At 47.9% G+C, this 13,922-nt stretch carries 9 protein-coding genes; all 9 read right to left on the bottom strand.

What is annotated here, in order from left to right; translation table 11 throughout:
• Nucleotides 1–108 precede the first annotated feature (108 nt).
• The 9 genes from B153_RS0106020 to B153_RS0106060 all read right to left on the bottom strand — a co-directional run bounded on the left by B153_RS0106020 (nucleotide 109) and on the right by B153_RS0106060 (nucleotide 13,920).
• Entirely contained in the window at nucleotides 109–1,701 is a 1,593-nt protein-coding gene (locus tag B153_RS0106020; RefSeq protein WP_020595783.1) for a glycoside hydrolase family 28 protein, read from the bottom strand.
• 5 nt (nucleotides 1,702–1,706) lie between these two features.
• Nucleotides 1,707–3,407: a hypothetical protein gene (locus tag B153_RS0106025; protein ID WP_020595784.1), complete on the bottom strand. Its 1,701-nt coding sequence runs from the start codon at nucleotides 3,405–3,407 to the stop codon at nucleotides 1,707–1,709.
• A gap of 99 nt (nucleotides 3,408–3,506) precedes the next feature.
• Nucleotides 3,507–5,021, bottom strand: coding sequence for a 3-keto-disaccharide hydrolase (locus tag B153_RS0106030; RefSeq protein ID WP_020595785.1), 1,515 nt, complete (start codon nucleotides 5,019–5,021; stop codon nucleotides 3,507–3,509).
• Nucleotides 5,022–5,194: 173 nt separating this feature from the next.
• Nucleotides 5,195–7,066, bottom strand: coding sequence for a RagB/SusD family nutrient uptake outer membrane protein (locus B153_RS0106035; RefSeq protein ID WP_020595786.1), 1,872 nt, complete (start codon nucleotides 7,064–7,066; stop codon nucleotides 5,195–5,197).
• Between the two features lie 27 nt (nucleotides 7,067–7,093).
• On the bottom strand, nucleotides 7,094–10,435 hold the full coding sequence (locus tag B153_RS0106040) for a TonB-dependent receptor (protein WP_020595787.1): 3,342 nt from the start codon (nucleotides 10,433–10,435) through the stop codon (nucleotides 7,094–7,096).
• 100 nt (nucleotides 10,436–10,535) lie between these two features.
• The gene (locus B153_RS34720; protein WP_020595788.1) at nucleotides 10,536–11,636 is read right to left on the bottom strand and encodes a FecR family protein; all 1,101 of its coding nucleotides are present in this window, start codon (nucleotides 11,634–11,636) and stop codon (nucleotides 10,536–10,538) included.
• Nucleotides 11,637–11,677: 41 nt separating this feature from the next.
• Nucleotides 11,678–12,397, bottom strand: a complete 720-nt coding sequence (locus B153_RS34725) for an RNA polymerase sigma-70 factor (RefSeq protein ID WP_157634587.1) — start codon at nucleotides 12,395–12,397, stop codon at nucleotides 11,678–11,680.
• A 499-nt stretch (nucleotides 12,398–12,896) separates the two neighbouring features.
• Entirely contained in the window at nucleotides 12,897–13,322 is a 426-nt protein-coding gene (locus B153_RS0106055; protein WP_020595790.1) for a response regulator, read from the bottom strand.
• 115 nt (nucleotides 13,323–13,437) lie between these two features.
• Nucleotides 13,438–13,920 carry a response regulator gene (locus tag B153_RS0106060; protein ID WP_020595791.1) on the bottom strand — a complete coding sequence of 161 codons (483 nt, stop codon included), beginning with the start codon at nucleotides 13,918–13,920 and terminating at the stop codon, nucleotides 13,438–13,440.
• Nucleotides 13,921–13,922 lie beyond the last annotated feature (2 nt).

Here is a 13,922-nt window from a genome sequence, read left to right on the forward strand (position 1 = left end):
AATCTTCGGAATAGATCATTTTTTATGCGTAGCCGAAGATTGCTCCTTCGTCGCAATGACAAAAAATATACTTGATATGGCTCAATTTCAGGAAGTCTAAATTGCCTCTCAATGATAACTCGTCTTCTGTACTCCTTTAGCCTCATCGACAGGTAGTTTCAGATGCTGAGTCGTAATGTTGCTGGTGTTGTTCAGCAGAACAACAGGCATCTCTTTGGCCGTTGGAATCTGTACATCCGTTAGGGTTGTATTTCGTACATCATCAAAGACTAAAGCTGGGCGGAAATCTTCGTCTACGTAGCGCAATCGTACATTTTTAAATTGAATACCCTCGGCATGACGCATGTAAAACCCCCAGGCGGGTAATTCGCCAAACATCGAAAAATCGGGGTAATTGGCTTCGTTTTCGGGCACCGACGTAACCTTGTCGAGCGGAATCTGGGCAATGGATTTGTTGGCCCGCCCACCATAACTAATGGCGATGTCTTCGAGTACGACATCCTGAACCGGGTAACCGGGTACACCGACAATGGACGAGGGAATCAGGTTATAAGGCAACCACGGATGCCCGTAAATATGGAAGCTGGACGGGCGCTTGGGCATCTTGTCTTCGCCGGGGCGCAGGTGGTCGGGTGGACCTTCAATCGGGTAGCCCTGGTCGGGTTTGTGGAGGGGTGTTTCGACCGTAACGTGCGCGATGTATACGCCTTTTAGCGTACCCACCTTCGCCGTATTGTTGCGGTGGCCACGGCGGATAAAAATGGCGTTGCCAGTATTTTTGGCGTTGACGTACTGGATGTCGATGCCTTCGAGTACGCCCCCATCGACCGACTCCAGCGCAATGGCCGAACGGTAGGTATCAAAAACGGTCAGGTTGCGGACTTTAATATTCCGAAAACCACCGTGTGAGGCCGTTCCCAGCTTAAACCCGTTGGCACTAGACCGAAGAATGCAACTGTCGATGGTGATATTTTCGCATATAGCGGCTGGGTCTTCTGATTTCAGGCAAATGGCATCGTCGGATGCATTAATGAAGCAGTTGGTTATCCGAACGTTCCGGCTGTCGGTAATGTCGAGTCCGTCGTTGTTCCAGTAGGCGGTGCTTTGAACAGTAATCCGGTCGATGGTCACGTTGGTACACTGGCGATAATCCTGCACCCATTCCGACGAATTTTTGAGGCTGATCCCTGAAATCCTGACGTCCCTACAACCCAGCATAAACACCAGAAACACCCGGTCGTTAGGGCGTTTTACCCGCCATATTGTGTCCTGTTTCATCTCGCCACTGCGCAGCAGCCTAAAAATATCGAGCATCAGTTCCTGCCCCTGCCCATCAATGACGCCCTTGCCCATAATGGCTACATTGGTTTGGTTTAGGGCCGAAATCAGGGCTGGCCGACTGGGTTTATTGCTGTAGTCGTTGCGTTTGGGCGAGCCCAGCAGTCGCCCGCCTTTCTCGATATGCAGTTCGACACCGGATTTAAGATAAAGAGAACCCGTCATGAAATTCCCGGCGGGTACAATTACACGGCCACCGCCCGTTGCCGAAACCTTATCGATGAGTTTCTGGATAGCAGCCGCGTTGTTGGTCTCGCCATCAGCTACGGCCCCGTAAGCGGTGATCCGGTAGTCTTTGCGCTGGCCAAAACCGTTGAAGGCATACAGCAAAAAAGCGAGTAGTAATAGAGAATGAGATTTCATAGAAGCTAGCTCAAATGAATGCGGTGGGTAAAGGGCGTATAACCCGTCAGGTAAACCGTGGGTGCGTCCATTGCCGGTAAAGCTCCCCGCAACTGAACCCCCTTATGCTCAGCTTTGCCGGGGCCGAACTGGATGGTATCGGGGCCAACTGTATAGGAAGCAGACTCACCCGAAAGCAGGTAGGCATTGTCTTTTTTCGGGTACTTGACTACGCCCGACAGGGTTCCGCCGGGTCGGAAAATCAGTTCCAGAGCAACCGGAACATGGTCAGTGCCGGTAAGGCTGATGTCGATGTCCAGGCCGTTGGTTGTTTCGGTGACCCTGACCGTTGTATCGAGTTTCTGCACTTCACTTTGTTGACGGCCTTCGCGGGGCATTTTATTCCAATCCCCGTCGGCGGCAATTTTATCGGCAGCATGGGGTTGGTAATAAGGGCCTTCCAGCGATTTGCGGAGAATCCAGCTATTGCCTTCCTGCTCAATTTTTTCGGTCTGGAATTGCCCTTTTCCGAAAAACGAAGCCGCCACGCGCATACCCTGCAACACCGCGTTGCCCTTGTGGAAGGTAAGCCAGGTGGCATTGTTGGATAGGAGAGTGCTGTCCCAGTTGCCGCGCCGGATGCGTACCAGGCCCGAATACGGGAAAGCTTTCGCATAGCTGGTGGGCAGCGGTTTGCTGGCGGGCAGGTCTTTCCAGAGCATGGGGTCTTCCAGAAAATAATCGAGGTAGCCCGCCAGTTGCTCCTTCGGGCAGGTTTGTTCGATTAGGCGGCACATGGCGGCCATTTCGCCGTTGTTGTCGCGCAGAGCCATATACCGATAGCAGTAGTAGTACCGCGACATGTTACCGATAGTGCCCTTATCCTGTCGGTTGGATGCCTCCGTTACGACTTCGCCATTCGGATGTACGTAATAGAGTGTCATCATCAGGTTTCGTCGGACGGGTTCAAACAGTTCTGGTTTGTTCAGCCCACGGGCCATAATAATTAGCGAACGGTCCACAATGGGCGAGTACGTATTGGTACTTTTTTCATTGAACTGTCCATCGGGATCAAGGTCGATGTGCTCGGCCAACCACTGATGAATACGGTTGATATAGCGCGGGTCGGGGAATAGTTCGTTGAGTTTAGTCAGTGCTGCCGACACCACCCAGCGGTGATTGGGCGTATGAATGCCCCCGACACTCAGTGCATTTCCAGCTTTTGTCAGAAATGTTTTAATCGCTTCGGTCGCAGACTCTGTCCCCTTGAAGGGTTTTAGAAACTTGTAAGTCGGAACAATATTCTCCAGTACGAAAGCCGTGTCGGGTGTCGAGTGAAAATTGGTGTCCAGCAAGTCGATTGTACCGTCGTCGTGCTGCATGGTCAGCAGGGCGCGGGCCGCAGCTTCAATTTCCTGTACCAGTTCTTTTGAGCCATAATGAGTCGATTCGGGCGTAGCGAACAACATACTGGCCTTCATCAGGAACCCACTGGTTGTATGCGGGTTGGGCATCTCGGAGTCGTTCATATACCCACCCACAAATCGATTGGCTGGGTCCGTCACTTTCAGCGGTTTGTAATTCGCCAGTTGCTGGTCATTGATGCGAACCCAGTCGAGAAGCCAGGCTGGTTTAGTTGGTCCTGTACGAGCAAAGCCCTTGAAACCCAGCATGGGCGTGATGATCAGTGAGGCTGTACTACCAGCTATAAAATTTCGTCGATTCATGAAATACGCGCTTTTTTGTCATCCCGACGCAGGAGGGATCTCAAGCCTTTCGATGGTATTCAGTAATGAGATCCCTCCTGCGTCGGGATGACAAAAATGTTACAACTCTCTAATCTTGATACTCCGAAACTGCACCTCATCGCCGTGATCCTGCAGGAGGATATGCCCGGCTGGGGCCTGCGCGAAGTTGGGGTAGGTGTTGTATTTACTCTTGGCCACCAGATTCCGAAAGATCTGAGAATGCCGATCATACTCCACCATTTTGAGGTTATTGAGCCAATGCTCCACATGGCCGTCCTTCGCTACAATGCGCAGCTTGTTCCACTTGCCAGGCACATTCATGCGCTTGTCGGTGCCACCTTCCGAAAGATTTTCAGCCGTAATGAGGTCATAAAGTGAACCCGTCGTGCGGTTCCCGTTGACGCCTTCTTTGGCATCAGGATGTACTTTGTCGTCCAGAATCTGATATTCAGGGCCTGCTCCGGTGCCAGGGCGCTTTTTCGGGTCATCGACCACAAAATATTTTATCCCGCTATTGGCTCCGGTTGTGAGCTTAAAGTCGAGTTCCAGTTCAAAATTGGCAAACTCCCGGACGGTTTCGATGTCACCGCCTTTACGGACACTGTCTTTTTTAGACCCCAATACTTTCAGTACGCCGTCCTGCATCGCCCAGCCAGCCGTAGGGAAGTTATCGGCATTGGCCAGTTTCCAGCCCGTCGCCGTTTTGCCGTCCCACAAAAGTTTCCAGCCAAGTTTTTTCTCGCGTTCGGTCAACTGATTTTGCAGGTAACTAACCTCCTGAATGTCGTCGCCACCTTTCAATACAGCGCTTTGCAGATTTTCGGTAGCAATTCGGATGTTTCGCCACTGAACCGTCAGGCCATTCTGTTCGGGCCGTTTAATCTGGTGTACCTGTAGTGCGATGAACCCGCGAGCCGTCTGGTTGTCCCACACATCGGCGCAGGGTATGCCGTTGATCCAGGTTTTGAGGTGAGGACCAATGGCTTCGATATGGTAGCGGTTCCAATCCCCGCTTTTGAAGGCTTTTTGTCCTTTCGGGTTGATCGACAGCGGATACAACCAGCCGCTGCGGGCTTCGTCGTAAACGCCCCCGCTCCAGGCCCGGTTGCCGGGGTCGATCTCGACCTGATAGCCGTGTACACGCCCGTTGTTTACGCTGGGCTCGCTGAGGCTGCGGATTTGAATGCCCGAATTAAGTCCCTTTTCGACTTTAACGTCCATTTCGAGCACAAAATCCCCGTAGGTTTCTTCGGTGCACAGGAATGTATTGGGCGTGTTAAGCTGGGATACACCAACAATCGTTTTGTCGATGATCTTGTATTCGGCATTGCCATTGCGTTTGACCCAGCCGTTGAGGTCTGTTCCATTAAACAGGGCTTTCCACTTGGCCTGCCCAAAGCCAGGTATGGCAGAAAGTATACACAGAAAAATAAGCAGACGATGCTTCAGCATAGTGATTACACGGACGGTAAAAAATGACAGTTGCAAAAGGTAGAGCAAAAAAGGGGAAGAAGAAGCCTGCTCTTCCCCTTTCTGAATCATTCGTGACGGCTGGATTTCGAATAACTTATTCCAGCCCTTCCGAATCGTCATTGTGCACGCAAAAGCGGATTGAAATCAGATGGATAGGGAATTGTCTGATTTAGGAAGATTTGAGTGGGGGAACTGAGTGAAGGGTATCGTCCACAGAGGTCCAGAGCTATGACACTCAACCAACCTTTTACATAGGCTCTGTACCTCTGGGGACAATACGATAAGACGGCTGCCTAGTACCCTTCGTTTTGGGTCATTGGCGGATACGATAAGTCAATTTCGCCCTGCGGAATAGGTCGTAGATAATGTTTGTCGGTGATAGACGCACTTTTAGCGGCCCAGGGGTTGTATTTTTTGACCCGTTCGACCAGTTTTCCCGTCCGCTTCAGATCGAACCAGCGATTGTATTCGCCCATCAGTTCGCGGGCGCGTTCGTCCAGAATCAGGTCGATACTGATGTTGGCAGGAGTAGCCCGGTACGAAACCGTTTCCAGCGATTTCAGGTTCTCCGGTGATTTGGCACACTGAGGATCGATTCCTTTTTTGGTTAAAGCCCGATCCAGTACTTTGTTGTAATACACATCAGCAGTGCCCAGTTTCCCGTTTTTCGCTCCTTTTACAATGGCTTCAGCAGCAATTAAATACGCTTCGGCCGACCGGAAAATGATTTCGTTGAGTGTACCATAGGCATCGCCATACGGAATACCCGGTTGCCAGAATTTCCACATCATGGGATAGTCGCCGGGGAAACCACTGACGTTTACCGCACTACCGTTGATAAACCCGTAACCACCCCCGTATTCTTCGAGGTTGACAACCGAATAGTTCTTTTTGCCGCCATAATCGACACCCCGTTCGGCCAGCGTCAGGGCAGGTTTGTTCCAGGGGCGGAAATATACCACCGTGTCACCAGCCTTAATATCGACTTTGAGGTTTGCGTTAGTCGTAGGCAGGGGTTTGAAGCCCGCTACAGCCTGCAAAGCATATCCGACTTCAACGAAGTTCCAGTCGTAACGAGAGTCGTTGTCTGGGTCGAAGAAACGATAGGCAGCGGGATTGGTGACGTGGAAGGGCTGATGCCGATTGTAGTCGGACGTCCTGCCTTTCGTACCCGGATAGCCTTCGCCACTGCCACCGAACACCGAATGGAGGTTACTGCCCCCAGCGGCATCCTGGGTAAAGGAGGGATCGGTTTTATTGGTCAGTACGTCGGGGTTGTATTGTACGGCAAAGACAATCTCTGCATTTTTATCATTCTGAGTCCCTGTGTATTGCTTCAGCGGATTCTCCGAATGTTGTGGGAACAGTGCGCTATAGGTAGCTGCCAATGGATAGGCATCGATGATCTTATCGGCATACTGCAGGGCCAGGTCAAAATCAGCGGCTGTACCGCCCAGTGCATTTTTGAAGTTCCAGCCACGGGTTAGATACACACGGGCCAGCAAAAACTGAGCGGCTCCTTTCGTTGCCCGTCCGTAGTTCGATGCTGTTACGGGGAGTTTGGTTTCGGCATCCAGTAAGTCGCTAAGAATCTGTTTGTAAATATCGGCTGATGCTGCCCGTTTTGCTTCTTTACTGGCGGTAGTTTGTTCGGTTAAGGGCATAGGCACATCACCCCACTGCTGAACCAGGTAGAAATAGCATAAGGCACGCAGGAATTTTGCTTCACCAATTCGGGCGTCTTTGGTCGCCTGGGCCATTGTCGTAATTCCATCGGCCCGACTTAAAACCGTGTTCGTCCGGGCAATCTCGGCGTAGAGTAGCGTCCAGAGGGTTTGTAAATCGGCCAGGCTCGCATTCAACCGAACGTCGTAATGTTCCAGCGGGCTGGTGGAGAGCGTAGCGAATTTGGGGTCGCTAAAACCCGATTGCGAGAAAATATCGGTACCGTTCAGCACCAGTGTCCGGGCCTGATGGATATTTCGGAGTAACGGATAACAGGATCGGACCAAATCTTCAAATCCGGCTTCCGTAGCATAATATACGTCGGTTGTTAGGGTGGTGACGGGTTTTTCGTCCAGAAAGTCCTCTTTGCAACCTGCCAGAATTGTACACACCAGGGCAAGGGCGAAAGAGGTAAACCGTTTATTGATTAATGATTTCATCGCTCTATTCGAAGATTAAGTACAAGGTTAGAAACTGAAGTTTACGCCCAGTGTATAGACTGCCGAAGGAACGTCGTCCTGATAAATGGCTGAATTGAATTCGGGATCAAAACCTGTGAATTTGGTAACGACAATTGGGTTCAACACTTGCGTATAAATACGGGCGTTCGAGATTTTCCAGCGATCGACCAACGTTCTGGGCAGTGTGAAGCCAAGGGTGATATCCGAGATGCGCAGGAAACTGGCATCCTGATAGTTGATGGCGCTCCGGTACGGGTTGGCCGCTACTACGCCAAAATACGTATTTGAGGGGTTATCGCTGCGCCAGTAATCGAGGGAAGCCAGTTTATTGTATCGGGTATTGTTCATTTCCCCGAAGGTTCCCGACAGGGTGCTGTTGTTATACTGGACTCCGTTTCGATAGTAGGTAAAGAACGAAAAATCGAAATTCCTGTATTTGAATCGGTTGGTTACGCCCAGAATCCAGTTGGGGAGCTGCGTGCCTAAAATAACCCGGTCGTCGATGGCATCGGTCGAAGAAATCTGTCCATCGTTGTTCTGGTCAACTACCCGTACCGAACCTGGCTCTTGCTTGTATTTCAGGGCCAGATCTTTGTCGGCCGTTTGCCAGATGCCCGCAAACTGGTAGTCAAAATTGGACTTGATCGGATAGCCCACAAAAAGTTTGTTCCCTTTATCAACGGTTTGTCCATCGCCATACAACGACAACAGTTTATTCCGGTTCAGGGTGAAAGCAAAGGTGCTGTTCCAGTTGAAGTTCTGCTTATTGATGTTTACGGTGTTGAGCGTCAGTTCGATCCCCTTGTTTTCGATGACGCCCACGTTGGTCACTACCTGATTAAAGCCTGTAACGGTCGGGATTTTTTGATTGAGGATCAGGTCGACCGTTTTGCGGTGGTAAAGTTCGAGCGAGGCTGCAATTCGGTTTTTGAAAAAGCCAAAGTCGATCCCCAGATTGAACTCTTTACTACGTTCCCATTTCAGGTTTTTATTGGCCAGATTGGCGGGTGCAAAGCCATAAGCCGCCGTGCCATCAAAATCATAGCCTGTGTTGATCAGACTGGCCTGGGTGCTGTAAGGGGCTACCGTCGAGTTCCCTACCTGGCCATAGCTCACCCGCATTTTCAAATTCGAAAAGACATTAAGGTTACTGATGAATGGTTCATCACCCAAACGCCAGCCCAGCGCTACGGATGGAAAAAACGCCCACTTATTGCCTTCGGCCAGTTGTGACGCACCATCCGAACGGCCCGTTACGGTCAGTAAATACTTGTCGTTGAAGGTATAGTTGATCCGTCCCATAAACGAGAGCAGCGACCGCTCGGTAAGGGAACTGGCATAGGACGTAACGGTTCCTGTCGACAAGGCATACCAGTCCGACACATAAGGTAGGTCTTTGGCTGCAATCGTATAGGTTTCATTGCGCTGATAAAATGCGCTCTGCAAGCCTGTTACGGTTAGTTTATGCTTCCCTAGTTCCAGGTTATAATTGACGATGTTGTCGAGTGTGTAATTACCCATCGTCCGGTTGTCATACTGTGCTCTGGGTTTAGAACCGATTTGCGATTTTGACCATTGACCACGGAAATCACCAATTTTAGTGGCGCTATACGATGCGGAAAGTGACGACCGGAAGGTTAATCCTTTCACAATTGATACTTCCGCATAGGCATTGCCCAGGGCATTGAGGATCGTCGTTTGTAATTTGGAATTGGCGGGTTCGACATCCACCAGTGGATTGGGAACCTGTTTGTCATTGATGCCCATCCAGTAGGCATAGCCGTCGATGTTAAAATCTGAATTTTCAGAAGGGTTGGCCAGGTCCGAAAAATAAACTGTTCCGGTCGGGCGAGCGCGGTAGGCTCCTCGCAGCGACTCTTGAGACCCCACGTCCTGGTTGCTATAGGTAAGATAGGAGGTGAATCCGACTTTCACCCGTTCGCCCAGTTTACTATCCAGACCCGCGTTCAGATTGTATCGCTTAAACCCCGTGTAGAGTACGTTTCCGTTTTCGTTCAGATACCCGCCCGAAAAGCGATAGGTTGTTTTTTCACTCCCCCCCGATACGCTCAGATTCTGGCTTGTCTGGAGGGCGGGATGCGTAATCAGAGCCACCCAATCGGTAGTACGCCCACTTTTGATATTGTCCAGTTCGGCAGCCGTAAATGTGGCTCCTGTAGCGCCTTCCAGAACCCGGTCGGTATACGTCGCTTTGTAAAATTCCTGGGCATTCATCAGCCGTGGAATGTGGGCAGGCGTCTTTACGCCTATATAGCTGTCGTAACTCACGCGGGGCTTTCCAGATAATCCTTTTTTGGTCGTAACGATCACCACGCCGTTGGCTCCTCTGGCTCCGTAAATAGCTGTGGATGAGGCATCTTTCAGGACGTCCATCGACTGAATGTCGTTGGGGTTGAGGTTATTCAAGTCTCCTCCAATCAGTCCGTCAATGACTACGAGTGGTTCTGTCGAGTTGTTGATCGTGTTTTCGCCCCGTATGGTAATGCTATACCCGGCACCGGGTTTATTACTTGATTTGGTTACGGTAGCACCGGCTACCTGACCCTGAATAGCACGCGCTGCTACAACCGGATTGGCCCGAACAATATCTTTCGACTGGATCGACGCGACGGCCCCTGTCAAATCCGTTTTTTTGATTTCGCCGTAACCAACGACAACAATTTCGGTCAGTTGTTTTAAATCGTTCTTTAAGACAATATCAAACAAGGTCCGATTGCCTACCTCAATACTTTGAGTTTCATAGCCAATAAAGCTAATAATCAACGCTGCACTTTTGTCGGCAACTGAAAGCGAAAATTTACCATCCGAATCGGTTGTTGTGCCTCTCGTTGAGCCTTTCACGATCACACTGGCCCCAACAATTGGCTCACCTTTTTCATCTCTGACACTTCCTTTTAGGGGTATATCAGCCGCATTGTCGACGGATATACCAGACGGTTGTTGCGGAATAAGGCTCGTTTTAGGTTCAGATCGATTCAATACAATTTGTTTGCCTAAAACTCTATAGTCCAGTTGCAAAGGTTTAAGCAAACTTTCCAGGATCGTTCCTAACGTCGTGTTATCGAGATTGAGCGTTATTTTACGTTCAGAACGAATGAGGCTTGAACTATAAATAAAGCGGATCTCGGCTGATTTTTCGATTTCGCTAAGTACTTTTTTAATAGACTGGTTCTCAACTTTTAAGCTGATTCGCTTATTCAGTAATTCCTGGCCATAGCCATCATGAGCCACGGATATACCAAAGAAGAGCATTGAAAGAACTAACTGAGTCAGAAAGACCTGAAACAATCTGGGAGGAACCCTAAATAATTGTACATAATTTTTCATAGGTTATACACGGGTTTATTGGGGGTAGGAGTAAATACAGTTACAAATCAATTGCTTTCCCGTAGCGTGATACGTCACGGTAAAATCGGTTCTGTAGCGTTCAGGGACAGCCTTTAACCTGAAGGATTATTTTGTTGTCTACTTCTTTATACGTGGCCTCGAGGGCAGCACAAATCAACTCTAGTTTTTCCATGAGTGGCTCATCCGATAAATGCGCAGTTAATTTGCAGTTGGTGAGCTTGTTTTTCTCAAAAACTATATCAATGCCGTATGCTTTTTCCAGTTCTGTAAGTACATCAACAGCGGGCGTTTCGTCAAAATTGAAAGTAAGTTTTTGTATCGGCAAGCTGAGTGATTCCTGGTCAATTCGGGTAGGTTTTTTAATACTAAACTCAGCCCCATTTACTTGTACGCGTTCATTCGCATTTAGGACTAGTCCGGTAAGCGAAGTATTCGTTAATTTTTTTAACTTATTGGCGTCATGTTGTAAAAAAACCGCTACTCTCCCTGTTTTAACAATAACCTCCATATCTGTATTTGTAGGCTGACTTTTAATGAAAAAGCTTGTGCCTAATACTTTGGTTACCAGTTCGTTGGCGTAGACAAAGAACGGTTTCTGTCGATTTTTCTGGACTTCGAAAAAGGCTTCTCCCGAAAGGATTACTTCTCGTTTTGACTGGTTGTATTGCTTTGGAGAATAACAGATTTTGCTGTTTGGCTGTAAAATGACAGAACTTTTATCGGGCAGATTGATCAGAATAGGTTGTTTCGTTAGATTAACTTTTTCGTAAATCTCTCCCGTTGAATTTTTTGTCAATTTGACCAGTTTTTCGTAGGTAACAGGTTTCGGCTTTTTGAGCTGATTCCAACTGAACCAACCTGCTACCAAAATAACCAGCGCTGCCGATACCCAACGGCCAATTCGGTAAAAATCCGATGAATTAAGTACGCGTATAGAAGGCGATTCGGCAGGTACGTCAATTATAGGCTGATCTAGTTGTTGATGTACTTTTGATAATCCAGTTTCTATATCAAAAACGTATTGCGGGTGTTGCTGTTCCCATTCATCAAGATACTGATAATAGAGTTCATTATTTTGTGGAATTTCGAGCCACTCTTCAACCATTTTACGTTGAATAGATGAGCTTTTTCCATCAAAATAATCGAATAGGACTTTCTTTTCCAGTGATTTAGTATCCATAAGGATCTTTTGTAAAGAATCGCTTTATTACAGGATTTTTTCTAGCTAAAATAAATCAGAAAGAGAGATAGAATATAGTGGGTCTTCAGCTCTTCCCGAATTTTAGCTAAAGCTCTGCTGATAAGACGCTCCACAGCACTTACTGTCAGCCCCATTTCACTGGCGACCTCTGCATATTTTTTACCTTCCAGTCGGTTTAATTGAAAGGCTTTTTTAGCTTGTTGTGGTAAGCCCTGTATGGCCATATCCAATTTTTGACTTAGCTCATGAAATTGGGTGATTTCATCAGGCCTTAAAACGGTTGTATTATTAAAGTTCTGCAAGTCAATGGTGCTGGTTTCAAAAGCCACATTTCGGTTCAATTCAAGTTTCAAACAGTTATGTGCCCGATTTCTGACCGAGATGTATAAATAAGCGCGATACGACATGGTGATTTGTTCGTAGGCTTTGTTCTTCCAGAAATTGGTAAATACTTCGGCTACGATATCCTCAGCGAGTTCTTTTGAGTAAACGTAACGAATGGCATGGTTGCAGAGATTGGTGTAGTATTTTCGGAAGAGCAGCTCAAACCCTTCTCCAGGCGATTTTTCAAAGCAATTCTTTATGAAATATTCGTCCGAAATAATCTTGGCGTCGGGTAAGTCGTTTGAAACCCGAACGTACGGCCTTCCAACAGCAAAATCATCGCTTTCCTGATTCGCCTGTATCATGAGTAAGTGGGTAAGCTCAGTGGTCAATAAAAAGGTTTTTTGCTCAATCAACTGTTCATTGGTAAGGTCATAAACCCGAAATCGGCTGATAACCCTTCAGTACCGTATGGCCCTTAAGCCAATCGTATGCATCGACTGAAAACAGACGTGTTGCCGAGACGTTCGGCGTTGATGCCTCAACTGCCCGGGTCGGTTCGTTATCAGTGTGCGTTTGAATACGGTTTGAAATGTTCTAATTCAAAGACAAAGTTTTACTATTTCACCCCACATTGTGGGCGAATATTTTTTTATCTCTTTGAAAAAGGCTCTAGGTGATGATATCAGGTCTGGTTTTTTGCTCCCAGCCCTATTAAGCTCGATCAGCTTTTAGTGGTTGTGAAGGCTCAGGAGGGGCCTGAATGATCGCTATATGGATTCTATGAAAGGCAGTGAATTCTGGATAGTGTAAATGGCGCCAGATGGCTATCTGTTGATCTATAATTAGTTTTGAGCAGCCTATTCAATATTGATTTATGGAGCTTACGAAATGTGTTTAGCGAATACCTAACGTTTATGAGGCTGGTAATGTGTTTATGTCGTACCAATACGATTTTAATGTGTCCATGTATAGTTTCCAGTCTTGCAAGGTAGCCGGCTTGGTGGTAAATGCAGTGGCCCCGGTAGCATAAGACTGCCAGACATGCTGCGGATTTTCCGAATTGGTAAGCATAATGATAGGCACCTGCCCATTGAAACGGGTGCGTAATTCTGATAATAAGGTAAAGCCATCTACATCACTGCCTAGCGCGATGTCTAACAGAATCAGTTTGGGTGACTTGCTGGGGTGGGTATTCAGATAATCGAACGTGCTTGAGGGCGAGGTCGTACTGATAAAAGTTGCCTCTGGAAATTGTTGAGCTGCAAGCCGTTGTAAAAGCTCAAAGGTTGGTTGATCGTCCTCGACAACTAAGACATCAAAGTTCTGTTGAGTAAACATGATTTCCTTTTGTTTAAATATAAACGTGAAAGCAGTAAACAAAATTAAAAAAGTTTATGCGCTTATGTAAAACTTTCTGACAATAATCAGCATGCCAGGAGTTTGAGCTTAGCGTCTACCCATTGTAATTCACGTTTGGTAAATGTACGGTCTCCCACCAGTACTGGCGTAAATGGGCGAAAACCCTGGACCACTGTTGGGGATTATCCGGTTTGATCATGTAGGCGGACGCACCTGCCTGATAAGCAGCCTGTATGTCGGTTCGTGCCCCCGATACGCTGAAGATGACTACTGGAATTGAACTTATGGCAGGCTCCATGGCCTTAATTTGCCGTAATAAATTAAGGCCAATTGACTGGATAGGCAGATACAATTCCAATAGTATCAATTTTGGAAGGCCCCATCCCTGCGTACTCCACTGGTTGATCTGGGCTAATGTATCTTGCGCACAGGTAATACGCTCGGTAACTACTTCGTCCAGCGAAGACTGTAGAGCGTGCTGAATCAATTCCCAATGGTTGTCATCGTTTTCGATGACCAGTAACTTGGCATTATTAAAATTTGTAGCGAGATGGAGTTGGCCTTGAATCGGTTTCATGT

The organism is Spirosoma panaciterrae DSM 21099 (assembly GCF_000374025.1).
Lineage (GTDB): Bacteria > Bacteroidota > Bacteroidia > Cytophagales > Spirosomataceae > Spirosoma > Spirosoma panaciterrae.

Coding starts and splice junctions, on each gene's coding strand:
- B153_RS0106055 (WP_020595790.1), bottom strand. CDS start 13,322: ATGTTTACTCAACAGAACTTTGATGTCTTAGTTGTCGAGGACGATCAA.
- B153_RS0106020 (WP_020595783.1), bottom strand. CDS start 1,701: ATGAAATCTCATTCTCTATTACTACTCGCTTTTTTGCTGTATGCCTTC.
- B153_RS0106040 (WP_020595787.1), bottom strand. CDS start 10,435: ATGAAAAATTATGTACAATTATTTAGGGTTCCTCCCAGATTGTTTCAG.
- B153_RS0106030 (WP_020595785.1), bottom strand. CDS start 5,021: ATGACGATTCGGAAGGGCTGGAATAAGTTATTCGAAATCCAGCCGTCA.
- B153_RS0106060 (WP_020595791.1), bottom strand. CDS start 13,920: ATGAAACCGATTCAAGGCCAACTCCATCTCGCTACAAATTTTAATAAT.
- B153_RS0106025 (WP_020595784.1), bottom strand. CDS start 3,407: ATGAATCGACGAAATTTTATAGCTGGTAGTACAGCCTCACTGATCATC.
- B153_RS0106035 (WP_020595786.1), bottom strand. CDS start 7,066: ATGAAATCATTAATCAATAAACGGTTTACCTCTTTCGCCCTTGCCCTG.
- B153_RS34720 (WP_020595788.1), bottom strand. CDS start 11,636: ATGGATACTAAATCACTGGAAAAGAAAGTCCTATTCGATTATTTTGAT.